The sequence below is a fragment of the Amycolatopsis stemonae genome (assembly GCF_054781455.1).
Genome location: NZ_BAAGUJ010000010.1, coordinates 44,726 through 66,929 on the forward strand (window position 1 = coordinate 44,726; position 22,204 = coordinate 66,929).

The window sequence follows — 22,204 nt, forward strand, 5'->3', positions numbered from 1 at the left end:
GAACACCCGACGTCGCGAGTGATCTCGATCATCCGGGCCGGCGGCTCAGAGCACGCAGAACTCGTTGCCGCCCGGGTCCGCCATCACGATGTGGTCCGGACGGCCGTCCAGCTCGTACTCCCGCACCACCGTGGCACCCGCCGCGGTGAGCCGGGCGACCGCTTCGACGACCCGCTCCCACCGCGTCTCCCATGGGACCTCCCGGCCGCCGCCGGCCTGGACGTCGAGGTGGAGGCGGTTCTTCACGACCTTGGCCTCGGGCACCTTGAGGAAGCTCAGGTTCGGCAGCACGCCTTCCGGATCGCTCAGGTAGGCGCCGTCGTCCCATTCCTCCTCGGGCACCTCGTGGTGCACGAACCAGGCCTCCCAGGTCGCGAAGCCGGCGGGCGGCGGCCGTTCGATGTAGCCGAGGGCCACCGCCCAGAACCTCGCCAGCGCGCGGGGATCCGCGCAATCGATCGTCAGGCTCCACCGCACCGTCACGGACGAAGCGTAGCCGCGAGAAGCGCCACCGCACCCTTCGCGACGGCGATTCCCCGGGCCGCGACGTGGCTCTCGTTCAACGGAGCGGCCGGATCCGACACCATCACACTGGTGACCAGTGAGCGGCCGTCCGCCGTGCGCGCCAGGTAGTTCAAGGTCAGCACACCGGGTTCACTGCCGCCCTTGAACCAGACCTCCGGGAACTTCGCCCGGTCGAGCCCCAGGCCGCCGTCGTTGAGCGACAGCGCGTGCCCGATCTCCGGCTGGTTCTCCTTCTGCAGCCCGGAGAACGCACGGCAGATGTCGTCCGGCGAACCGAACCACTCGAGGTCGTCGATCTTCTCGGGTGCCTGCCAGGAGGTGAGACCGGTGAGCGGCAGCCGCTCCAGGCCGGCGAGCGCCGCGGGCCGCGCCCATCGGGGCAGCGCCAGGTAAGCGTCGGCGCGAGCCGGGTACTGCGTGGCCTTGAGCTCGAACAACGCCTTCGTCGTCAGGAACGGGATGTTCGCCGACGGCCGCTGGTTGCCGAACGCCGTGAGCTGCCGCTGCACGGTGTCGCGGCCGAGCCGGTGGATCAGGTGGTCGGTCGCGGTGTTGTCGCTGATCGAGATCATCTTGTCGGCGTACGTCGACAGCGGGAGCCGCGTGCCGGCCGGTTCGTTCTGCAGCACCCCGGACGGCAGGCTCTTCCAGTCGTCGCGGATCGCCAGCTGCTCGGTCCAGGACGCCTTGTGCTCGGCGACCGCCTTGCCGAGCGCTCCCAGCACGTAGAGCTTGAACGCCGACCCCAGCGGCCGTTGCACGTCGTCGCGCACGCCGTGCACGTCACGACAGCGCCCGTCCGGCAGGATTTCCGACGCGCCGAACGACACGCGGCCACCGAGCGCCGCCAGCTGGGTGTCGAGCTCCTGCCAGGAGGCCGGAACCGGGTCGTCCGGGCTCGCTTTGAGCCCGTCGATCAGCCCGGCCTGGTCGACGTGGAGGTCGAGCAGGTAGTCGTCGACGGTCCCGTGGACGGCGGCCTCGACGTGGTCCGGCGCCTCGGTGACGACCCGTTTCACCTCGAGCCGGCCGAGCTGGGTCAACGCGCCGTTGACGCCCGCTGTGCCGCCCACCGCGGTCAGGAAGACCTGGGCGACGTGTCCGCGTACCTCGGCATCGGACACCGGGACCCGCCCGGTCGCGTCGACCACCCACTCGAGCTGCTGCGTCGCCGTGGGCACTTCGGCCGCTTGGGCGGCCGGAGCCACCAGCGGTGCGAGGACCACGAGCACGCCCGCTATCGCCGTCTTCATCTTTCCCCCTGTCGTCATGGTTCCCCCTGGTGTCGCGCCTACTGTTCGGGCGGCCGGATCCAGAGCCCGACCACCTGGCCGTTCTCGCGGTAGGTCACCTGGACGGTCCGCTCGCCGGCCTCGAAGGCCAGCGGCATGTGGACGACGGTGTAGTCGCCCGTGGACCGCGCGTACGGCTCGCCCATCCCCTCGTAACGGCCGACCGCTCCGGCGACCTGGGCCCAGGCGAGCCGCAGCTCGTCCTCGCCGACCGCGGCTTGCATCCGGTCGTCGAAGTCCCGGCGCACCTCGTGCCACTGACAGCCGACCAGCTCCGCCACGAGCCCCTCGGCGCGGTGGATCGCGTCCGGCGGCTTCAGCTCCGTCATCGACACTCCCGTCGCCGGGTCGACCGGCCGGCCGAACCGCTGGAAGGCGGCCTGCCGGCTGGTGCCGAGCAGGTCACCGATCTCCTGCCACGTGTGCCCGGCGGCCCTGGCCGCGTCCACGGCGTCCCGCAGCGTCGCCTCCGCGTCGCGGACTTTCCGCAACGCTTCGCCGACCGCGACCAAAGGTCCTCCCGGCACGACGTCAAGATTGGATTGACGCGGCCCGGTTGTCAAGTCATTCTTTACGTGCGCTCGCTGCCGACGGGCGGCGCTCCGACAGGTTGCGTCGCAGTACTGGCGGTTTCGACCAGCTCCGCGCCGAGGTGGCAGCGGCTTGCCGCAGGCAGCACATTTCATGCTTTCGAGTGTAGCGCACGGAATTTCAAATCGTGCTAACGTGGACAGCACGAAATGGCCTCGCCCACGACCTGGGAGGCGTGGCCATGCGAAGGGGAGGACGGTTACGGTGAGGACCGATGAGTGAACGCACCTGGGGCTTCCGCACCCGCGCCCTGCACGCGGGCGGCACCCCCGATCCGGCGACCGGCGCGCGGGCCGTGCCGATCTACCAGACCACGAGCTTCGTCTTCGAGGACGCGGCCGACGCGGCCAACCTGTTCGCGCTGCAGAAGTACGGCAACATCTACAGCCGCATCGGGAACCCGACCGTGGCCGCGTTCGAGGAGCGGATCGCCAGCCTCGAAGGCGCCATCGGCGGAGTCGGCACCGCGAGCGGGCAGGCCGCGGAATTCCTCACTTTCAGCGCGCTCACCGAGGCGGGCGACCACATCGTGTCGGCGAGCGGCCTCTACGGCGGCACGGTCACCCAGCTCACCGGCACGCTCAAGCGGTTCGGCGTGGAAACCACGTTTGTCAGCGGCGGCATCGACGACTACGCGGCGGCAGTCACCGACCGGACCCGGCTGCTCTACACCGAGGTGATCGGCAACCCCGGCGGCGGCATCGCCGACCTCACGGCGCTGGCGGATCTCGCGCACTCCCACGACATCCCGCTCGTGGTGGACGCGACGCTGGCAACGCCCTACCTCTGCCGGCCGATCGAGCACGGTGCCGACATCGTGCTGCACTCGGCGACGAAGTTCCTCGGCGGGCACGGGACGACACTCGGCGGGATCGTCGTCGAGTCCGGGAAGTTCGACTGGGGCAACGGGAAGTTCCCGCGGATGACCGAGACCGTCGAGAGCTACGGCGGCCTCAGGTACTGGGAGAACTTCGGCGAGTACGCGTTCTGCACGCGGTTGCGCGCCGAACAGCTGCGGGACATCGGCGCGGTGCTGTCGCCTCACTCGGCTTTCCTGCTGCTGCAAGGGGTCGAGACGCTCCCGCAACGGATGGACGCGCACGTGGCCAACGCCCGGGCGGTCGCCGAGTACCTCGAATCCGACCCACGGGTGGCCTGGGTGTCCTACGCCGGCCTGCCTTCGCACCCGCACCACGACCTGGCGAAGAAGTACCTGCCCGCGGGCCCCGGGGCGGTGTTCTCGTTCGGCATCGACGGCGGGCGGGCGGCGGGCGAGAAGTTCGTCGAATCGGTGGAGCTGTTGTCGCACCTGGCGAACGTCGGCGACGCGCGGACCCTCGTGATCCACCCGGCTTCGACCACGCACGCCCAGCTGTCGGAGGACCAGCTCGCGGCCGCGGGCGTGGGTCCCGACCTGATCCGGCTGTCGATCGGGCTCGAGGACGTGGACGACATCCTCTGGGATCTCGACCAGGCACTGGGCAAGGCGGTGGCCGGATGACCTACGCGGCCGGTGCCGTCGAGCGGCGTGCGATCCTCAACCGGACCAAGTCGGTGACGCTGGTGGGTGCGTCGGCCAATCCGGCGAGGCCGAGCTATTTCGTGGCGACGTACCTGCTCTCGTCGACGCGCTACGAAGTCAACTTCGTCAACCCGCGGCTGGACACGCTGTTCGGGAAACCGGTGTACGCCTCCTTGAAGGACGTCCCGGGTGAACCGGATCTGGTCAGCGTCTTCCGGAAGCACGACGACCTGCCTCAGGTGGCCGAAGAGGTGATCGACGCCGGCGCGCGAACGCTGTGGCTGCAGCTGGGGTTGTGGCACGAGCCGGTGGCCGACCGGGCGCGGGAAGCCGGGCTGGACGTCGTGATGAACCGGTGCGTGAAGATCGAACACGCGCGCTTCGCCGGCGGGCTCCACTTGGCCGGGTTCAACACCGGCGTGATCAGCTCCCGGAGGCAGTCGGCACCCTAGGGAAGAGACGGTCCGATCCCGCTGTTGGTCGGAGTATGACCGAAAACCTGGGGATCACTCTGTCCGGCGGCCCGACCGCGCTGCTCGAACTGGGCGGCGTCCGGCTGCTCACCGACCCGACCTTCGACGCTCCGGGCGATCACTCGATCGGCGAGCGTGTGCTGGTCAAGACCGAAGACTCGGTGCTGACCGAGGACGCGGTCGGTGTGGTGGACGCCGTGCTGCTGTCCCACGACCAGCACCCCGACAACCTCGACGACCGCGGTCGCGCCTACCTGGGGGCGGTGCCGCTGACGCTGGTCACGCCCAGCGGAGCCGAACGGCTGGGCGGGACGGCGCGAGGCCTGCGGCCGTGGGAGGAGGCGAGCGTCGGTCCGCTGACGGTCACCGCCGTCCCGGCACTGCACGGACCGGAGGGCGCGGAGGCGACGATCGGCGAGGTCACCGGCTTCGTCCTCACGGGCGACGACCTGCCAACGGTGTACGTCAGCGGCGACAACGCGTCGGTCGACCTGGTGCGGGAGATCGCGTCGCGGTTCCGCGTGGACATCGCGGTGCTGTTCGCGGGCGCCGCCCGGACGGCGCTCTTCGACGGCGCTCCCCTGACGCTGACCAGTGCGAACGCCGTCGAAGCGGCGAAGGTGCTGGGCGTGCCGAAGGTGGTACCGCTGCACTTCCGCGGTTGGCAGCACTTCAGCGAGGGCCCGGACACCTTGCGCAAGGAGTTCGAGACGGCGGGCCTTGCCGACCGTCTGGTGCTACTGGAGCCCGGCGAGCGCGCGGAGGTCTGACACCAGCCCGGCACTCGCGGGAGTGGCACCGACTGGTTGGCGCAAGTCCGGCACGAGCGAACGCACTCGACCGCGACCCGGGAACCAGACGGAACGGGCGGCGGTGGATTCGGCGAGCGGTGTCGGGCGATTCAGGCCTATCCGGCCACTGCCCCGGGAGCGGGGCCGAGCCCAGCGACTCGGGCGAGCCGACCACCACCCGCAAGCAGACGGCGCCCAGCGACTCAGGCGGCACCGGCCGCAACTCGGGAGCGGGCGGCAGGCCTCGGCTCGGCCGTGAGAGGCTGGCCGTATGGCCAAACCCACTCCGCTGCAGTTCCGAAACCTTCTCGTCGCCCTCTTGGCGGCGGCGGGCTTTGTCTGGAGCATCGTGGCCGGGTTGCCGTGGTGGGTCAGTGCGATCGTCGGCTGCGCGTGCGTGCTGTCGCTGGCCTCCGCTTACCTGAACCGTCCGGACGCGGGCTGACCGCGAGCCGCCTGGTTGGGACGGCGGCTCGCGGGCGGCTTCAGCGCGTCTTCGAGAACCGGGCCTTCAGGTTCGTCCGGCCCGCTTCGGTGAGGCGGCCGAACAGCCGCAGCCTGGCCAGGCCGCCGTCCGGGTAGATGTCCAAGCGGGCCTCCGTCACCTCCGGGCCGTCCTTCAGGGCGAAACGGTGGCGGGTGTCCGGCTGCAGGCGGGTCTTTGGCAGCAGGTCGACCCACTCGCCGTACGTGTCGCGGCCGCTCACCGACGCCCAGCCCGGTGCGTTGCCCTTGAGGTTGCTCGTGTCCAGCTCGGCGAAGCGGACGATGCCCGCGCCGGCCAGGCGCAGCGTCACCCAGTCGTTGCCGTCGTCGCGGCGGCGGGCCGTCTCCCAGCCCTCCGCCTGGTGGGCCGCCAAGCCCGGCGAAAGAATGTTGTTCGGCGACGAATAGAACCTGTTGCTGCAGCCCGTGACCAGCGCGCCGTTCTCCAGCGCCGCCAGGTCGAGGGCGTCCATGTCCAGCAGCTCCGGGTCCGGGATCGGCGCGCCGTGCACGCGAAGACGCGCGACACCGCCGTCGGGGTGCTGCGTCAACCGGACGTGCGTGTAGCGGCGGGAACCGTTGACCGCGTAGAAGTTCTCCGTGTGGCCGGCCGCCGGGGCGTGGTCGACCAGGGTGTCCCAGTCCGCCGACGCCAGCTCCGCCGCCGACGGGTAACCCGGCACCGAGGCCGCCTCGACCGAGACGAACGGCGGGTAATTGCCCTTGAAGAACGCCGTGTCGACGATGACGCCGGTGACCGTGCCGGCCAGGCCGAGCCGCACCACGGCCTGGTCGTCGCCCGGCTCGCGGTGGCGGCGGGTCTCCCAGCCGTCGTAGACCTGGCCCTTCGGGCCGAACGTCTCGGCGCGGTGCGCCGGCGTCCACGGGTTGACCAGGTTCTCCTTCTCGGCGAACAACTCGTCGGTCGCCCACATCACCGTCCCGCCGAAGCGGCGTGACGCGAGGTCGGGCAGTTCGGTCCACTCAGGACGGTCGGACAAGGCAGCCTCCATTTCAGCAGTCCCCCCGGGTCAGCAACGCGCCGTGTGGCTCGTCGCCCGTGATTTCGGTGCCCCGCAACCACGTCGAGCGCACGACGCCGGCGAGCGGGCGGCGGTCGTAGGCGCTGACCGGGTTGCGGTGCTTCAGTTTCGCGACGTCGACGACGAACGCCTCGTCCGGCGCGAAGACGCAGAAGTCGGCGTCGTAGCCTTCCGCCAGGTGGCCCTTGCGGCGCATCCCGGCCTGGGCGGCCGGCCGCTCGGCCATCCACCGGACGACGTCGGTGAGCGCGAACCCGCGTTGCCGCGCCTGCGTCCAGATCGCCGGGAGCCCCAGCTGGAGACTGGAGATCCCGCCCCACGCGAGGCCGAAGTCGCCGCTGTCGAAGCGTTTCAGCTCCGGCGTGCACGGCGAGTGGTCGCTGACGACGGTGTCGATCACGCCGTCGGCGAGTCCCTGCCAGAGCAGTTCGCGGTTGGCCGCCTCGCGGATCGGCGGGCAGCACTTGAACTGCGTCGCGCCGTCGCGGATTTCCTCGGCGATGAAGCTGAGGTAGTGCGGGCACGTCTCGGCCGTCAGCGCGACGCCGTCGCGGCGCGCGGCGGCGACCAGCGGCAGGGCTTCCGCCGAGGACAGGTGCAGGATGTGCGCCCGCGCGTCGTTGCGGCGGGCGGCGTCGATGACGTGCGTGATCGCGAGGTTCTCGGCCGCGCGCGGCCGGGACCGCAGGAAGTCGACATAGCGTCCGCCGTGCGGCTCCGGCGCTTCGTCGATCTCGTGCGCGTCTTCGGCGTGGACGATCATCAGCGCGTCGAAGGAACTCAGCTCCCGCAACGCTTCGTCGAGCCCCGCCGGGTCGAGCGGCGGGAACTCGTCGACGCCTGAGTGCAGCAGGAAGCACTTGAAGCCGAACACGCCGGCGTCGTGCAGGCCGCGCAGGTCCGCGACGTTGCCCGGGATGGCGCCGCCCCAGAAACCGACGTCGACGTGCACCCGGCCGGTCGCCGCCTTGCGCTTGACCTCCAGCGCGGCGACGTCGACCGTCGGCGGCAGGCTGTTGAGCGGCATGTCCACGATCGTGGTCACGCCGCCGGCGGCGGCCGCGCGGGTCGCCGTCTCGAAGCCCTCCCACTCGGCGCGGCCGGGGTCGTTGACGTGGACGTGCGTGTCGACGAGCCCCGGCAGCAGCACGACGTCGTCACCGAGGTCGATTTCGCGGTCACCGGACAGCGAAGCGCCGCCGGGCTCGACCGCGACGATCCGGCCGCCGTCGACGCCGAGGGTCGCCGGAACTTCGCCCTCGGCCGTGACTGCTCGGGCCGCGCGCACCACAAGATCCATCCGAAACCCCTTCTCCGGGAGGAATGACCACCGCCGATTTCGCAGTACGGAAAGACGGTTTCGCACAACGACAGTAACCACGGCGCGCGCCGCTCGTCAACGACGGACGCGGCGCGTTACGGTCATCCTCGTGCGGCTTGAAGCGGAGTTCACCAGCGAACCGTTCCACGGCGAGGGTTCGCCGCCCGAGCACGCGCTCGCCGCGCGCGACGCCGCCGCGGAAGCGGGGCTGGAGACGGACTTCGGGCCGCTCGGGACCCTCGCGAGGGGCGAGGCGAAGGCCCTGCTCGACGCCATCCCGGCCATCGCGAAGGCGGCACTCGAAGGTGGCGCGACGCAGGTGACGCTGCAGGTGCGCCGAGCCGGTGCGGACAAGGCCGAAGCCGCCGATCCGAAACCGCCGGACGCCGCGAAGGCCGGCTCGCCGAAGACCGTCGTCGAACTCAACGACGCCCTGGCCCGGCTCATCGCCGACGTCGAGCGCGAACTGGGTGCCGACCTCGGGGAGCTCGACCGTCCCGGGAAGCAGCGCGCCGTCCGGCTCCTGCGGGAACGCGGAGCCTTCGGCCTGCGGAAATCCGTCTCCTCGGTGGCCGACGCGCTGGGCGTCACGCGGTTCACGGTCTACAACTACCTCAACCGCGAAGCGGACTGACCAGGCCTTTCAACAAAATGTTGACGGAACTCCGGCGCCGACGTACGGTCAGCGGGACGCCACTCACGAGGAGTTCCCCGTGCCGCTCACCCTCACCGACTTCAACACCGCCGACGCCACCGAGGTGCGTCCGGCGCTGACCGCCTGCCTCGCCGTCCCCCGCTGGGTGGACGCGATCCTCGACCACCGGCCCTACGCGAGCCTCGGCGCGCTGCAGGCCGCCGCCGACCTGCCCTTGAGCAGCGACGAGATCCGCCAGGCCATGGCCGCGCACCCCCGGATCGGCGAAAAGCCGAAACAGGCTGGTACCGAAGGCGACTGGTCCCGGAGCGAACAGTCCGGTGTGGACAACGCCGACGCGTTCGCCGCCGCGAACGCCGAGTACGAAGCCAAGTTCGGGCACGTCTACCTGGTCTGCGCCAGCGGTCGCAGCGGGGAGGAACTGTTGAAGATCCTCGAGAGCCGCCTGGACAACGATCCCGCGACCGAACTGGCGGTCGCCGGCCGAGAACTCCTGAAGATCGCCGAACTCCGGCTCGCGAAGGCGGTGACCGCGTGAGTCTCGTGACCACCCACGTGCTCGACACGGCGAAGGGCCGCCCCGCGGCCGGGATCGCCGTCCGGTTCGAGACCGGCGAGGGCAAACCGATCGCCGACGGGCGCACCGACGACGACGGCCGGATCCGCGACCTCGGCCCCGAAACCCTGGACCCCGGTGTCTACCGCCTGGTCTTCGACACCGGCGCCTACCTGGGCCCGGACGCGTTCTTCCCGGAAGTCGCGCTCACTTTCCGGATTGCCGACGGCACCGCGCACCACCACGTGCCGCTCCTGCTCAGCCCGTTCGCCTATTCGACCTACCGAGGGAGCTGAACCGTGGCCATCACCCTGGGCCCCAACCAGTACGGCAAGGCGGAGGTCCGCCTGGTTTCGGTGCGCCGCGACGGCCCCGTGCACCACCTGAAGGACCTCACCGTGTCGACGTCGTTGCGCGGCGAACTGGCCGCGACGCACCTCACCGGCGACAACGCCGGCGTGCTCGCGACCGACACGCAGAAGAACACCGTGTACGCCTTCGCGAAAGAGGCGCCGGTCGGCGAAATCGAGGACTTCGCACTGCGCCTGGCCCGGCACTTCACCGGCACGCAGGGGAACATCACCGGCGCGCGCGTCAAGATCGAGGAGCACGGCTGGGACCGGATCACCGTCGGCGGCGAGCCGCACGACCACGCGTTCAGCCGCTCCGGCGACGAACGGCGCACGACGGCCGTGACGATCCAGAACGGCCGGGAGTGGGTCGTGTCCGGCATCGACGGCCTGACGCTGCTGAAGTCGACCGGCTCGGAGTTCCACGGCTTCCCGCGCGACCAGTACACGACGCTCGCCGAGACCGACGACCGGATCCTCGCCACGGCGGTGACGGCGCGGTGGCGCTACCAGGGCGAGGGCATCGACTGGGCGGAGAGCCACCGCCAGGCCCGGCGCCTGATGCTGGAAACCTTCGCGACGAAGCACAGTCTTTCGCTGCAGCAGACGCTGTATGCGATGGGCGAGGCGGTGCTGAAGGCTCGCGAAGAGGTCGCCGAGGTACGGCTTTCGCTGCCGAACAAGCACCACTTCCTGGTGGACCTGAGCCCGTTCGGGCTGAAGAACGACAACGAGGTGTTCTACGCCGCCGACCGGCCGTACGGACTGATCGAGGGCACGATCCTGCGCGACGACGCCGAGGACGCGGGTCCGGCCTGGGACATCCACTGACCGAGGCCCGCCGGTGCCGGCTTGTCCACATCACGGCCATGCTGTGGACAAGCCGGCCAGTTGATAGAACGTTCTACAGAGTGCGGCGTATCGTGGATCCGTGGCAGGGACCAAGGAACGCATCATGGCCGCCGGCGCGGAACTGTTCCGGCGCAACGGCTACACCGGGACCGGGTTGAAGCAGATCGTCGCCGAGGCGAGTGCGCCTTTCGGGTCGCTCTACCACTTCTTCCCCGGGGGCAAGGAGCAGCTCGGCGAAGAGGTCATCCGGACTTCGGGGCTCGCCTACATCCAGCTCTTCGACCTCTTCATCGCGCCCGCCCCGGACGTCGTCAGCGGGATCGAAGCCTTCTTCGCCGCCGGGATCGCCACGCTCGAAGCCACCGACTACGTCGAAGGCTGCCCGATCGCGACCGTCGCGCTCGAGGTCGCCTCGACCAACGAGCCGCTGCGGAAAGCCACCGCCGACGTCTTCACCGCCTGGATCGACGCCGGGACCGAGAAGTTCGGCAAGTTCGGGCTCTCGAAGGACGCCGCGCGGACCTTGACCATCACCGCCGTCAACGGCCTCGAGGGCGCCTTCGTCCTCTGCCGGTCGCTGCGGGACACCGAAGCCATGGCCGTCGCCGGGGCCGCGACCGTCGACGTCGCCCGGCGACTGCTTCAAGAAAACACACAACTTTAGTCGGGAATCCAACAAGAATACTCAAGATGGCGCTTGACCGACCAGCAGCGGACACGGAGGCTGATCTCCTCCTCCCCCACCGCTGTCGGTTGGAGCTGCCATGCGCCGATTCCTCGCCGTCCTCGCCACCGCCCTCGCGGCCGCGACCCTCGTCAACTCACCCGCCGGAGCCCTCGAAAACGGGCTCGCCAGGACACCGCCGATGGGCTGGAACACCTGGAACACCTTCGAGTGCGACATCAACGAAACGCTCGTCAAGCAGACCACCGACCTCATGGTCAGCTCCGGGATGCGCGACCGCGGCTACACCTACGTCAACCTCGACGACTGCTGGATGACCCAGTCGCGGGACGGCAACGGGAACCTCGTCGCCGACTCCGCCAAGTTCCCCAGCGGCCTCAAGGCCCTCGGCGACTACATCCACGCCCGGGGGATGAAGTTCGGCATCTACGAAAGCGCCGGCACCGAGACCTGCCAGCACTACCCCGGCAGCCTCGGCCACGAGCAGACCGACGCGAACAGCTTCGCGAGCTGGGGCGTCGACTACCTCAAGTACGACAACTGCGGCAGCCCGGCCGGTGAAACCCAGCAGGACTACGTCCGCCGCTACTCCGCGATGCGCGACGCGCTCAAGGCCACCGGCCGCCCGATCGCCTACAGCATCTGTGAATGGGGCAACTTCAGCCCCTCGACCTGGGCGCCGGACGTCGGCAACCTCTGGCGCACCACCGGCGACATCACCAACAACTGGGGCAGCATCGACTCGATCTACCGCCAGAACGTCGGCCTCGCCTCCGCCGCGAAACCCGGCGCCTGGAACGACCCCGACATGCTCGAAGTCGGTGACGGCATGGACTTCCAGGAGGACCGCGCCCACTTCACGCTCTGGGCCGCGATGGCCGCGCCGCTGATCGCGGGTGCCGACCTCCGCAGCGCCAGCGTGGCCACCTTCTCGACGTACCTCAACAGCGACGTCATCGCCGTCGATCAGGACGCGCTCGGCAAGCAGGCCACGCGGATCTCGTCCAGCGGCGGCCTCGACGTCCTGAAGAAGCCGCTCCAGGACGGCGATGTCGCGGTCGTGCTGTTCAACGAGAACAGCACCACGAAGACCGTCTCGACGACCACGGCCGCGGCCGGGCTACCCACCGCGTCGAGCTACCGGCTCACCAACCTGTGGTCGAAGGAGCAGACCACCAGCACCGGCACGATCAGTGCGAACGTCCCGTCGCACAGCACCGTGATCTACCGCGTCAAGGCCGGCGCGAGCGGCAGCAGCACCGCCCACCCGCTGCAGGGCGCGTCGTCGTCACGCTGCATCGACATCAACGGCAACGTCACCACGCCCGGCACGAAGGTCGACATCTGGGACTGCGACGGCGGCCCGAACCAGACCTGGACGTTCACCAGCGCCGGTGAGCTCAAGGCCGCCAACGGCCTCTGCCTCGACGCCAGCGAAGGCGGCACCACCGCGGGCACCAAGCTCATCGCCTGGACCTGTCACGGCGGCGCCAACCAGCAGTTCAAGCTCAACCCGGACGGCTCGGTCACCGGCACCCAGACCGGCCTGTGCGTCGACGTCACCGGCGGCGACAAGCCCGCCGGCAACGTCAACGGCGTCCAGCTCGAGCTCTGGGGCTGCAACGACGACGCCAACCAGAACTGGACGCTCAAGTAGCGGTCAGGTGCTCCGGCCGCACCGGGACGCGGGTGAGCGCGAGACCGGTCGCGGCGCGGATCGCCGCCACGATCGCGGGCGTCGACGAGATCGTCGGCGGCTCGCCCACCCCGCGCAGGCCGTACGGCGCGTGCGGGTCCGGGCGTTCCAGGACGTCGATGCTCATCGGCGGCATGTCCAGGACCGTCGGGATCAGGTAGTCGGTGAAGGAGGGGTTCCGGATCTTCCCGCCGGAGGTCTGGATCTCCTCCATCACCGCGAGCCCCAGGCCCTGCGCGGAGCCGCCCTGGATCTGGCCCAGCACGGCTTGCGGGTTCAGCGCCTTGCCGACGTCCTGGGCGCAGTCCAGCGCGACCACCTTGACCAGGCCCAGCTCGACGTCGACGTCGACGACCGCCCGGTGCGCGGCGAACGCGTACTGGACGTGCGCGGTGCCCTGTCCGGTTTCCGGGTCCAGCGCGGACGTCGGCCGGTGCCGCCACTCCACGGTTTCGTCGTAGACGTCGTCGCCGAGGACGTCCGCCAGGTCGGCGAGCACCTGGCCGTCGGCCGCGACGAGCTTGCCGCCGACGACCCGCACCCGCTGGCCGAACCGGGAAAGCAGGCGCGAGCGCACCGCCGCGCAGGCGGCGTGCACCGCACCGCCGGTGACGTAGGTCTGGCGGGACGCCGACGTCGAGCCGCCGTTGCCGATCGAGGTGTCCATCGGCAGGATCGTCACCTGGTCGACACCCAGCTCGGTCCGGACGATCTGCTGCATGATCGTCACCAGGCCCTGGCCGACCTCGCAGGCCGCGGTGTGCACGGTCGCCGCGGGTTCGCCGCCGACCAGCTGCAGGCGCACCCGGGCCGTCGAGTAGTCGTCGAAGCCCTCGGAGAAGCAGACGTTCTTGATGCCGACGGCGTACCCGACGCCGCGGACGACGCCTTCGCCGTGCGTCGTGTTCGACACCCCGCCCGGCATGTGCCGCAGGTCGAACGGCCGCTCCGGCGGCATCGGCTTGGCGCGCACCAGCTCCAGCAGCTCCGCGACGGGCGCGGCGGAGTCGACGACCTGGCCGGTCGGCATCAGGTCGCCTTCGCTCATCGCGTTGCGGACGCGGATCTCGACCGGGTCGAGGCCGCAGGCGAGAGCGAGCTTGTCCATCTGCGACTCGTAGCCGAACGCCGCCTGCACCGCGCCGAAGCCACGCATCGCGCCACACGGCGGGTTGTTCGTGTACGTGCCCCAGCAGTCCACCGACGCACTGTCCACCTTGTACGGCCCGACGCCGAGCGTAGCCGCGTTAGCGACCACCGCACCGGTCGAGGACGCGTACGCGCCTCCGTCCAGGTACAGCCGCGTACGCACGTACACGAGCCGCCCGTCGCGAGTGGCGCCGTGCTCGTAGTACATCTTCGCCGGGTGACGGTGGACGTGACCGTAGAAGGACTCTTCGCGGTTGTAGACCATCTTCACCGGCTTACCGGTGTGCAAGGCCAGCAGGCACGCGTGCACCTGCATCGAGAGGTCTTCCCGGCCACCGAAGGCTCCCCCGACGCCGCCGAGGGTCAGCCGCACCTTCTCGACCGGCAGCCCCAGAGCCGCGACGATCTGCTGCTGGTCGACGTGCAGCCACTGCGTCGCGACGTACAGGTCTACGCCGCCTTCGGTGTCCGGCACGGCGAGCCCGGACTCCGGCCCGAGGAACGCCTGGTCCTGCATCCCGACTTCGTAGACGCCGGAGACGACGACGTCGGCTGAGACGTCCTGGGGACCGCGGCGGATCTTCACGTGCCGGACGACGTTGCCGCCTTCGTGCAGCGAAGGCCCTTCGCCCGCGACAGCCGCTTCGGAGTCCGTCACCGGAGAAAGCTCTTCGTAGGTGACAGAGATCCGCTTCATCGCGCGACGCGCGGTCTCCGGGTGGTCGGCGGCGACCAGCGCGACCGGTTCGCCCTGGTACCGCACGACTTCGGAGGCGAGCACCGGCTGGTCGGCGTGCTCGAGGCCGTACCGGTTGACGCCCGGGACGTCTTCGTGCGTCAGCACCGCGTACACCCCGGGCACGGCGAGGGCTTCGGCGATGTCGATCGCCGTGATCCGCGCGTACGGGTGCGGACTGCGCAGGGTCACGCCCCACACCATGTCTTCGTGCCACAGGTCCGAGGAGTACGCGAACTCGCCGCGCACCTTCACCGTCCCGTCGGGACGCTGCGGGGAGGTGCCGACGCCGTTGACCGTCTGGGTGCCGACCGTGGTGGTCATCGGTCCTCCCGCAGCCGGGCGCTCGCGGACGCCAGTTCGCCGGCGATGTCCGCCTCGTCGGCCTCCCGCAGCACCCCGTCCTCGACGACGGCGGTGCCCCCGACGAACAGCCGCCGCACCGGCGGTGTCGTGCCCAGGACCAGGGCCGCGACCGGGTCGGTGATGCCCGCGTAGTTCAGCCCGGTCAGGTCCCAGACGGCGAGGTCGGCGAGCTTCCCGGGTTCGATCGAGCCCAGGTCGCCGTCCCGGCCGAGGCAGCGGGCGCCGCCCATCGTGCCCATCCACAGCGCTTCCCGCGTGGTCAGCCCGCGGGGGCCGCCACGCTGCCGGGCCTGCAGCAACGCCTGGTGCAGCTCTTCGCCGAGGCCGCCGGACTCGTTGGACGCGGCCCCGTCGGCGCCGAGGCCGACCGCCACGCCGGCGTCGAGGAGGTCGCGGACCGGGGCGATGCCGGCGCCGATGCGGCCGTTGGACGTCGGGCAGTGCGCCGAGCCCGTGCCCGTCGCGCCGAAGCGGCGGATCGCGTCGGGGGCGAGGTGGATGGTGTGCGCGAGCCAGACGTCGTCGGCGAGCCAGCCCAGCTTGTCGGCGTACTCGGCGGGCGTGCAGCCGACTTCGGCGAGGCACTGGCGTTCTTCGTCCAGGGTCTCGGCGAGGTGGGTGTGCAGGCGGACGCCCTTGCGGCGGGCCAGTTCGGCCGCGCCGGACATCAGCCGCTCGGTGACCGAGAACGGCGAGCACGGGCCCGCGGCGATCTGCAGGTGCGCCTCCGGCGCGGAGTCGTGGAAGCGGTCGATCGCCGCTTCGGTGCCGGTCAGCGCGTCCTCCGTCGACTCGACCAGGTTGTCCGGCGGGAGGCCGCCGTCGGACTCGCCGCGGTCCATCGACCCGCGCACGACGTGCAGCCGGACGCCGATCCGCTGCCGGGCCGCGGCCAGCGCCGCGACCTGGTCGCCGCCGTCGCGCGGGAAGACGTAGTGGTGGTCGGCGACGGTCGTGCAGCCCGTCAGCGCCAGCCGCGCCATCCCGGCCGTGGCCGCCGCGTGCGTGATCTCGGCGTCGAGGTGGCCCCAGACCGGGTAGAGCGCGACCAGCCACTCGAAGAGCGTGTGGTCGGCGGCCAGGCCGCGGGTCGCCCACTGGTAGAGGTGGTGGTGGGTGTTGATCAGGCCGGGCGTGACCAGGCAGCCCGTCGCGTCGACACGCTCGTCGAACTCGCCGGTGTAGACGCCTTCGCCGACTTCGGCGATCCGGTCGTTCTCGATGACGACGTAGCCGGACTCGTGTTCGGGACCGGTGACCGTGGCGACCGCGCCACCGCTGATGAGCGTCCTCACGCGACGCCTCCCTTCGCGACCGCGCGCACGGCGTCGAGGATCTTCTCGTAGCCGGTGCAGCGGCAGAGGTTGCCGGCCAGCGCCTCGCGGATCTCCTCGTCGGACGGGTCGGGAACGCGGTTCAGCAGGTCGTGCGCGGCGACGACCAGGCCCGGCGTGCAGAAGCCGCACTGCACCGCGCCCTGGTCCACAAAGGACTGCTGGACCGGGTCGAGCGCGTCGCCGTCGGCCAGGCCCTCGACCGTGCGCACGACGCGGCCCTCGGCCTGCCCGGCCGCGACCAGGCAGGCGCACACCGGAACGTCGTCGAGGTAGACCGTGCAGGAGCCGCATTCGCCCTGCTCACAGGCGTTCTTCGAGCCCGGCAGGCCGAGCCGCTCGCGCAGGACGTAGAGCAGGCTTTCGCCCTCCCAGACGTCGTCCGCCTCGCGTTTTTGGCCGTTGATGGTGACATTCAGGCGCATGCGCGCTCCCCCGTCCGGTGGTCGTCCCAAGCCCAGGTCAACGTACGCCGCGCGAGGACCGCCAGCGCGTGCTTCCGGTACGCGGCGCTGCCCCGGACGTCGTCGATCGGCGACGTCGCTTCGGCCACCAGCTCGCCGAAGCGGCGCTTCAGCGAGTCCGGCAACGCCTCCGGCGAACCCCACGGCAGCTCGGCGGCGAGGAACTCCTCGGCTTCGCGGGCACGGCGCGGGGTGGGCGCGGCGGAGCCGATGGCCGCGCCGACCACGCCGTTCCGCAGGGCCAGCGCGAACGAGCAGACCGCGATGACCATGGCGTTGCGCGTCCCGACCTTGGCGAACTGCTGCGGCCCGGCGTGCGCGGGCAGGTGGACGGCGGTGATCAGCTCGTCGGGGTCCAGCGCGTGGCGTTTCACCCCGATGTAGAACTCCTCCGCGCGGAGGAGCCGGGTCCCCCGGACGGAGGCCGCCTCGACCCGCGCGTCCAGGGCCAGCAGCACCGGGTGGGTGTCGCCGGCCGGGGACGCCGCGCCGAGGTTGCCGCCGACGGTGCCGCGGTTGCGGATCTGCGGCGACCCGACCGTGCGCGAGGCCATGGCCAGCGCCGGGACGGATTCACCCAGTTCGGCGATGACGCGGGTGTACGGGACGCCGGCGCCGAGCCGGACCGTCCCGTCCGATGTGGACCACTCCGTCAGCTCCCCGACCCGGGTCAGGTCGAGCAGGGCTTCGGGACGGCGGTGGTCGAAGTTCAGCTCGACCATGACGTCGGTGCCGCCGGCGATCGGCACGGCGTCGGGCCGCTCGGCCTTGAGGGCCAGGGCCTCGGCGAGCGTCGTGGGACGCAGGAACTCCACTGCTGTTGCTCCTTCGTGCGGGCGATAGACCAGTAGACGCCGAAGGGGGCCGGGGCGGCAACGGCACCACGCATGAAACGCACAGGAGCGGAACCCGCCGCGTTTGTGCTTTCCTACAAGCCTGATGACGACCGTGAAAACTCTGCTGGGCCTGCCGGGGCTGCGGCTGCGCCCGCTGGCCGGGGCCGGCCTGCTCGACCGGCCCGTGACGCGCATCTACGTCACGGAGCTGCCCGACCCCGGACGGTACCTGTCGGCCGGTGAGCTGGTGCTTTCCGGCCTGCTGTGGTGGCGCCGGCCGGGTGACGCGGAGCCGTTCGTCGCCGCGCTGGCCCGCTCGGGCGCGGCCGCGCTGGCCGCGTCCGGCGCCGACTCGGGCGGCATCCCCGACGACGTCGTCGAGGCCTGCGAGCGGCACCGGATCCCACTGCTCGAAGTGCCGGCCGACCTGTCGTTCTCGGTGATCACCGAGCAGGTGGTGCTGGCGCTGGCCGCGGCGTCCGAGAGCGCCCGCAAACGTTTGCAGGCCGCGGCGGACGCGCCGGTCGAGACCCTCCTGGACCGCGCGTCGGCGGAGCTCGGCCTGCCCTGCTGGGTGCTCTCGGGCCTCGGCCGGGTGATCGCCGGGACGACGCCGCTGCCGGTCCCGGCGGCGGACGTCATCCGCCGGTACGCCGCCAAGGAACCCGGGTCGCTCACGGTGGTCCCGGTCGAGGGCCGCCACGCCGTGCCGTGGCTGATCGCCGTCGGCGGGCCGTTGAGCACCGCGCAGGCCGAACTGGCGGAGGAGCTGGCCGGGCTCATCGGCGTCACGCGGGCGCGTTCCTCGCAGCCCGAAGCCGAGTTGCCCGCCGAAGCGCGCGTTGTCGCGTTGCGGACCGAAGGCAGCGACGAGAGCCGGGACGTCCTGACCGAGCTGCTTCCCGGCGGTCTCCTGCTCGAGTCCACAGGGGACACTTCGTACGTGGTGACGACGCTGTCGCCGTCCGCGGCCGAGCTGTCCACTGTGGAGCCTCTGTTGCGCGCGAGGCGGATCCTCTGCGGCGTCGGCGATCCAGCCCCCCGTGACGAGGCACGGGAGTCCGCGCGGTACGCCCTGGCGGTGGCGGCGCGGCGCACCGGCCGCGTCGCGGTCGTCCCGGCCGCCGAGGTGGACGTGCACCGGCTGCTGCTGGCCGGCGCCCCGGACGGCTTGCGCGCGGCCGTGCGGCGGCGGGTTCTCGGGCCCCTGCTGGACTACGACGCCGACCAGCACACCGACCTGGTGCACACGGTCCGGGTGTTCCTCGAGTGCTCGGGCTCCCCGACGCGGGCGGCGAAGGCGCTGCACGTCCACGTCAACACGCTGCGCTACCGCATCGGCCGGGCGGGCGAGCTGCTCGGCGCGGACCTGACCGAGTTCACCGACCAGCTCGACGTCTACCTGGCACTGCGCACGGAGGACTAGAATCCCGTCGTCCGGGGGCGAGGGAGGGCGCCATGTCCGACGCGGGTCCGTCCTCCCCCTTCAGGTCCCTCGCCGACTCCGAGTACCGCGTGAGCTCGTCGGACCGGCGAGAACGCTTCTGGTTCTCCGGCGGCACCCGGCTGGACCAGGGCCCGACGGGGTCCGCGGTGGGGTTCGCCTGGACCCACTGGCTGGCCGACCGCGAAGTCCTCCCCGAGGGGACGACCGCGGACGCCGGCTACGCGCAGGCGCTGCAGGACGAAGCGGGCCGGCTCAGCGAACTGCCGGAAAACGCGGGCGCCTTCCTGTGGAGCGGCGGGCTGGCCCTGCAGCGGCGCGGGCTCGTGCGGGACTGCTTCTCCTGCCCGGATCCGGCGGTGTTCCGGCTCGCCCTGCTGGAACGTGGCCCCCTCGTCGTCGGCGTGACCTGGCACGCCGGGATGGACAGCCCGGCGGAGATCGACGGGCGGGCCGTCTGCCGCCCCGGCGACTCCGAGGTGCGGGGCGGGCACGCCATCCTCGTCAACGGCCTCTCCCTGGACCTCGAGCTCGGTTCCGAACGGGGGTTCCTCCGGTTCAAGAACAGCTGGGGCCGGGCGTGGGGCGAGGACGGGCAGGCCCTGATCAGCCTGGCGGACTTCGACCGGCTCCTCGAAGGCGCCGAGGCACTCCTGGCGATCCCGGCGGCCGGCCGCGACCCGCGCGAGGACGCGGAACCCTGGACCGGCCGGGGCTGGGAGCCGCCGGAGCCCGCCTTCGACCACTACCGCCAGGAGGCGATCACCAGCGACCTCTGGACGGTCCAGGACAAGCTCGGCAACGCCGCGCACGCCGAGGCCATCGCCCGCGGGATCCGCCACCGCGGCACCAGCCCGCCCCTGACGATCGGCATCAAGGCGCAGTGGGGCGCCGGCAAGACGTCACTGATGCACATGATCCGCGACCGGCTCGAGTGGCCGTCGGGCACGGCCACCCCCGGCGCGCTCCGCGAGCTCCACCTGACCGGCGCGCCGGCGGCGGAGGTCACCAACGGCGAGCTGCTGAAGCTGCTGCGGAAACCGGACCGGGCCGGGAAGCGGCAGCGGCTGGAGCCGCCGGACGACCAGTGGCGGCCCACGGTCTGGTTCAACCCGTGGACGTACCAGACCGGCCAGCAGGTCTGGGCCGGTCTCGCGCACGAGATCATCGGCCAGACGACCGCGCGGATGAGCCCGGTGGAGCGCGAGCGGTTCTGGCTCCGGCTCAACCGGCGGCGGATCGACGAGCAGGCCGTCCGGCAGCGGGTCCACGCCCTGATCGCCGGGCGGGTGGTGCCGTTCGCGATCGCCGCGGTGGTCCTGCTGGTCGCCGGGCTCGTGCTGCTGGCGGCCGGGCTGCCCGTGGGCGGCATCTCGCTGGCCGCCGGCAGCCCGGTGCTCCTGACCGCGGCGGGCTCCGGCCAGGCGTGGGCGGTGCTGCGGTCCCGGATCGCCGGACCGCTGCGCACGGTCGCCGAGGGCGAGCTCAAGGACGCCCCGGCGAAGCTCCTCCGCACGCCCGACTACGCGAAGGACATGGGCTACTTCGCCGCGCTCCGGCAGGACCTGACCGAAGTGCTGGCGCTCGTCGCGACGCGCGAGCGGCCGCTCGTGGTCTTCATCGACGACCTCGACCGGTGCACGCCCGGCACGGTCGTCCAGGTCATCGAAGCGATCAACACGTTCCTCTCCGGCGAGTTCGGCGCCGCGATCTTCGTCGTCGCGATGGAGCCGCGGATGGTCGCCGCGCACGTCGAGACGGTGTACCAGGACCTCGTCGCCAAGATCCGGGAAACGGCCGGGCACGCCGACGAAGGCCTCGACCTCGGCTGGAAGTTCCTGGACAAGTTCATCCAGCTGCCGCTGACCCTGCCGGTGATGGTGCGAAACCAGTCGGCGTCCCTGCTGCGCTCGCTCTTCCCGGCGCCGGAGGCCGGCCCCGAGCCGGAGCCGGGCACGGCTCCGGCCACGCCGGCGTTCCGGCCGCCGACCTCGCTGGACGAGGCCGTCCAGCTGGCGGACGCCGTCCCGGCCGGATCCGGCGAGGCGACGAAGAAGGCGGTGCGCGCCGGGATCGACCGGCAGCTCTCGCTCGACACGCCGGGCCTGCAGGCCGTGATCGAGTACAGCGCGCGGATCCTCGCGCCGAACCCGCGCGAGCTCAAGCGGTTCGCGAACGTGTTCCGGTTCTTCGTCATGATCGCCACGGAACGGCGGATGCTGGACCTGCCGGCGCCCGCCTCGCTGGACGCGCTGGCCAAGCTCGCGGTGCTCGCCGTGCGGTGGCCCACCCTGGTCCCGGTGCTCGCCGGGCCGGCCCAGGACGGCAGGACCGTCCTGGAGCTGCTGGAGCAGGCGGCGTCCGGCACGACGGACCCCGGCGCCGACCTGGCGGCCGCCGGCCTGACGGAGGGCACGATCGCCCAGCTGCTCTCCCCCGCGTTCCGGACGTTCCTGCGGACGCCACCGCGGATCGGCGCCGACCTGCACGGCTACCTCTAGCCGCACCTGGCGTCGCGCCCCGGCGACCGGGCTGGATGATGGGCGGCGTGGATCCCGAAATCACGTCGGCCCGGCAGGCGGGGTACGACCCGCGCGTGCTGGCCTTCGGGCGGCTGCAGGGCGCGGCGAACCGGCTGGAGTACCTGCTCGGGCGGGCGCTGGAACGGGAGTGCGGGATCACGCACCTGATGTACGAGGTGCTGCTGATCGTCGGGCGCACGGGTGAGGACGGGCTCACGATGCGCTCGATCGCCCAGGAGCAGGTCCTGACGACCGGCGGCGCGACCCGGCTGGTCGACCGGATGGAGACGCTGGGCCTGGTGACGCGCACGGCGTCCCCGCGCGACCGGCGCGTCCAGCTGGTGCGGCTGACCCCGCTGGGCGAGGAGACGACCGTGCGCGCCAGCCGGCTGCACGTCGAGAACATCGAGCAGTACTTCTTCCGGCCGCTGCCACCGGAGAACCGCGAACGGTTCGCCGAGGACCTGCGCACGTTGAGCCACTTCGCCCGCGACGCCCTGCCGCGGCTGCGCTAG

General features: G+C 71.4%; 22 protein-coding genes. 13 read left to right on the top strand and 9 right to left on the bottom strand.

Annotation, left to right across the window (positions count from 1 at the left end; all coding sequences use genetic code 11):
- Positions 1 to 45 precede the first annotated feature (45 nt).
- The 3 genes from ACYVLJ_RS32030 to ACYVLJ_RS32040 are packed head-to-tail and all read right to left on the bottom strand — an operon-like array spanning position 46 to position 2,344.
- The gene (locus tag ACYVLJ_RS32030; RefSeq protein WP_451974678.1) at positions 46 to 483 is read right to left on the bottom strand and encodes a VOC family protein; all 438 of its coding nucleotides are present in this window, start codon (positions 481 to 483) and stop codon (positions 46 to 48) included.
- Complete coding sequence (locus ACYVLJ_RS32035) at positions 480 to 1,796, bottom strand: serine hydrolase (protein ID WP_460441484.1); 1,317 nt, start codon at positions 1,794 to 1,796, stop codon at positions 480 to 482. The genes ACYVLJ_RS32030 and ACYVLJ_RS32035 overlap by 4 nt, the downstream gene beginning before the upstream one ends.
- Before the next feature lie 20 nt (positions 1,797 to 1,816).
- The gene (locus ACYVLJ_RS32040; RefSeq protein ID WP_460441485.1) at positions 1,817 to 2,344 is read right to left on the bottom strand and encodes a DUF3887 domain-containing protein; all 528 of its coding nucleotides are present in this window, start codon (positions 2,342 to 2,344) and stop codon (positions 1,817 to 1,819) included.
- Between the two features lie 278 nt (positions 2,345 to 2,622).
- On the opposite strand from ACYVLJ_RS32040, the gene ACYVLJ_RS32045 reads away from it, so the two are divergent.
- From ACYVLJ_RS32045 to ACYVLJ_RS32060, 4 genes are all read left to right on the top strand, one after another.
- Positions 2,623 to 3,909: an O-acetylhomoserine aminocarboxypropyltransferase/cysteine synthase family protein gene (locus tag ACYVLJ_RS32045; RefSeq protein WP_460441486.1), complete on the top strand. Its 1,287-nt coding sequence runs from the start codon at positions 2,623 to 2,625 to the stop codon at positions 3,907 to 3,909.
- A complete protein-coding gene (locus ACYVLJ_RS32050) occupies positions 3,906 to 4,382 on the top strand; it encodes a CoA-binding protein (protein ID WP_451974686.1) in 477 nt (158 codons plus the stop codon). Before ACYVLJ_RS32045 ends, ACYVLJ_RS32050 begins: the two co-directional genes overlap by 4 nt.
- 35 nt (positions 4,383 to 4,417) lie before the next feature.
- A complete protein-coding gene (locus tag ACYVLJ_RS32055; RefSeq protein WP_460441487.1) occupies positions 4,418 to 5,173 on the top strand; it encodes an MBL fold metallo-hydrolase in 756 nt (251 codons plus the stop codon).
- A 292-nt stretch (positions 5,174 to 5,465) separates the two neighbouring features.
- A complete protein-coding gene (locus tag ACYVLJ_RS32060; protein ID WP_451974690.1) occupies positions 5,466 to 5,639 on the top strand; it encodes a hypothetical protein in 174 nt (57 codons plus the stop codon).
- A gap of 40 nt (positions 5,640 to 5,679) precedes the next feature.
- Here ACYVLJ_RS32060 and alc read toward each other — a convergent pair whose 3' ends face one another.
- Both alc and allB read right to left on the bottom strand, forming a co-directional pair.
- Entirely contained in the window at positions 5,680 to 6,693 is a 1,014-nt protein-coding gene (gene alc / locus ACYVLJ_RS32065; protein ID WP_451974692.1) for an allantoicase, read from the bottom strand.
- Between the two features lies 1 nt (position 6,694).
- A complete protein-coding gene (gene allB, locus ACYVLJ_RS32070; RefSeq protein WP_460441488.1) occupies positions 6,695 to 8,023 on the bottom strand; it encodes an amidohydrolase family protein in 1,329 nt (442 codons plus the stop codon).
- A gap of 130 nt (positions 8,024 to 8,153) precedes the next feature.
- Between allB and ACYVLJ_RS32075 the strand changes: the two genes are divergently transcribed.
- The 6 genes from ACYVLJ_RS32075 to ACYVLJ_RS32100 all read left to right on the top strand — a co-directional run bounded on the left by ACYVLJ_RS32075 (position 8,154) and on the right by ACYVLJ_RS32100 (position 12,799).
- Entirely contained in the window at positions 8,154 to 8,678 is a 525-nt protein-coding gene (locus ACYVLJ_RS32075) for a helix-turn-helix domain-containing protein (protein ID WP_451974696.1), read from the top strand.
- A 79-nt stretch (positions 8,679 to 8,757) separates the two neighbouring features.
- Positions 8,758 to 9,237, top strand: a complete 480-nt coding sequence (uraD, locus tag ACYVLJ_RS32080; RefSeq protein ID WP_460441489.1) for a 2-oxo-4-hydroxy-4-carboxy-5-ureidoimidazoline decarboxylase — start codon at positions 8,758 to 8,760, stop codon at positions 9,235 to 9,237.
- Positions 9,234 to 9,551, top strand: coding sequence for a hydroxyisourate hydrolase (uraH, locus tag ACYVLJ_RS32085; RefSeq protein WP_451974700.1), 318 nt, complete (start codon positions 9,234 to 9,236; stop codon positions 9,549 to 9,551). The genes uraD and uraH overlap by 4 nt, the downstream gene beginning before the upstream one ends.
- A 3-nt stretch (positions 9,552 to 9,554) precedes the next feature.
- Entirely contained in the window at positions 9,555 to 10,436 is an 882-nt protein-coding gene (gene pucL / locus ACYVLJ_RS32090; protein ID WP_460441490.1) for a urate oxidase, read from the top strand.
- A gap of 100 nt (positions 10,437 to 10,536) precedes the next feature.
- Entirely contained in the window at positions 10,537 to 11,121 is a 585-nt protein-coding gene (locus tag ACYVLJ_RS32095) for a TetR/AcrR family transcriptional regulator (RefSeq protein WP_460441491.1), read from the top strand.
- 100 nt (positions 11,122 to 11,221) lie between these two features.
- On the top strand, positions 11,222 to 12,799 hold the full coding sequence (locus ACYVLJ_RS32100) for a glycoside hydrolase family 27 protein (RefSeq protein WP_460441492.1): 1,578 nt from the start codon (positions 11,222 to 11,224) through the stop codon (positions 12,797 to 12,799).
- On the opposite strand, the gene pucD is transcribed toward ACYVLJ_RS32100, so the two are convergent.
- From pucD to ACYVLJ_RS32120, 4 genes are read right to left on the bottom strand one after another with little or no spacing between them, the layout of a single operon-like run.
- Complete coding sequence (gene pucD, locus ACYVLJ_RS32105) at positions 12,792 to 15,047, bottom strand: xanthine dehydrogenase subunit D (RefSeq protein WP_460441493.1); 2,256 nt, start codon at positions 15,045 to 15,047, stop codon at positions 12,792 to 12,794. The genes ACYVLJ_RS32100 and pucD overlap by 8 nt on opposite strands.
- Complete coding sequence (locus tag ACYVLJ_RS32110; RefSeq protein ID WP_460441494.1) at positions 15,044 to 16,384, bottom strand: 8-oxoguanine deaminase; 1,341 nt, start codon at positions 16,382 to 16,384, stop codon at positions 15,044 to 15,046. The genes pucD and ACYVLJ_RS32110 overlap by 4 nt, the downstream gene beginning before the upstream one ends.
- Positions 16,381 to 16,848, bottom strand: a complete 468-nt coding sequence (locus tag ACYVLJ_RS32115) for a (2Fe-2S)-binding protein (RefSeq protein WP_451974712.1) — start codon at positions 16,846 to 16,848, stop codon at positions 16,381 to 16,383. The genes ACYVLJ_RS32110 and ACYVLJ_RS32115 overlap by 4 nt, the downstream gene beginning before the upstream one ends.
- The gene (locus tag ACYVLJ_RS32120) at positions 16,839 to 17,702 is read right to left on the bottom strand and encodes an FAD binding domain-containing protein (protein WP_460441495.1); all 864 of its coding nucleotides are present in this window, start codon (positions 17,700 to 17,702) and stop codon (positions 16,839 to 16,841) included. Before ACYVLJ_RS32120 ends, ACYVLJ_RS32115 begins: the two co-directional genes overlap by 10 nt.
- A 124-nt stretch (positions 17,703 to 17,826) precedes the next feature.
- Here ACYVLJ_RS32120 and ACYVLJ_RS32125 point away from each other — a divergent pair, with 124 nt between their 5' ends.
- From ACYVLJ_RS32125 to ACYVLJ_RS32135, 3 genes are read left to right on the top strand one after another with little or no spacing between them, the layout of a single operon-like run.
- The gene (locus ACYVLJ_RS32125) at positions 17,827 to 19,149 is read left to right on the top strand and encodes a PucR family transcriptional regulator (protein ID WP_460441496.1); all 1,323 of its coding nucleotides are present in this window, start codon (positions 17,827 to 17,829) and stop codon (positions 19,147 to 19,149) included.
- A gap of 32 nt (positions 19,150 to 19,181) precedes the next feature.
- A complete protein-coding gene (locus tag ACYVLJ_RS32130) occupies positions 19,182 to 21,668 on the top strand; it encodes a P-loop NTPase fold protein (protein WP_460441497.1) in 2,487 nt (828 codons plus the stop codon).
- A 47-nt stretch (positions 21,669 to 21,715) separates the two neighbouring features.
- Positions 21,716 to 22,204, top strand: coding sequence for a MarR family winged helix-turn-helix transcriptional regulator (locus ACYVLJ_RS32135; RefSeq protein WP_451974720.1), 489 nt, complete (start codon positions 21,716 to 21,718; stop codon positions 22,202 to 22,204).

Bases quoted from the DNA above. Each gene is read 5' to 3' on its own strand.
- ACYVLJ_RS32035 (WP_460441484.1), bottom strand. From the start codon at position 1,796: ATGACGACAGGGGGAAAGATGAAGACGGCGATAGCGGGCGTGCTCGTG.
- ACYVLJ_RS32125 (WP_460441496.1), top strand. From the start codon at position 17,827: ATGACGACCGTGAAAACTCTGCTGGGCCTGCCGGGGCTGCGGCTGCGC.
- ACYVLJ_RS32055 (WP_460441487.1), top strand. From the start codon at position 4,418: ATGACCGAAAACCTGGGGATCACTCTGTCCGGCGGCCCGACCGCGCTG.
- alc (WP_451974692.1), bottom strand. From the start codon at position 6,693: ATGGAGGCTGCCTTGTCCGACCGTCCTGAGTGGACCGAACTGCCCGAC.
- ACYVLJ_RS32130 (WP_460441497.1), top strand. From the start codon at position 19,182: ATGTCCGACGCGGGTCCGTCCTCCCCCTTCAGGTCCCTCGCCGACTCC.
- allB (WP_460441488.1), bottom strand. From the start codon at position 8,023: ATGGATCTTGTGGTGCGCGCGGCCCGAGCAGTCACGGCCGAGGGCGAA.
- ACYVLJ_RS32100 (WP_460441492.1), top strand. From the start codon at position 11,222: ATGCGCCGATTCCTCGCCGTCCTCGCCACCGCCCTCGCGGCCGCGACC.
- ACYVLJ_RS32115 (WP_451974712.1), bottom strand. From the start codon at position 16,848: ATGCGCCTGAATGTCACCATCAACGGCCAAAAACGCGAGGCGGACGAC.
- ACYVLJ_RS32060 (WP_451974690.1), top strand. From the start codon at position 5,466: ATGGCCAAACCCACTCCGCTGCAGTTCCGAAACCTTCTCGTCGCCCTC.
- ACYVLJ_RS32050 (WP_451974686.1), top strand. From the start codon at position 3,906: ATGACCTACGCGGCCGGTGCCGTCGAGCGGCGTGCGATCCTCAACCGG.
- ACYVLJ_RS32045 (WP_460441486.1), top strand. From the start codon at position 2,623: ATGAGTGAACGCACCTGGGGCTTCCGCACCCGCGCCCTGCACGCGGGC.
- pucD (WP_460441493.1), bottom strand. From the start codon at position 15,047: ATGACCACCACGGTCGGCACCCAGACGGTCAACGGCGTCGGCACCTCC.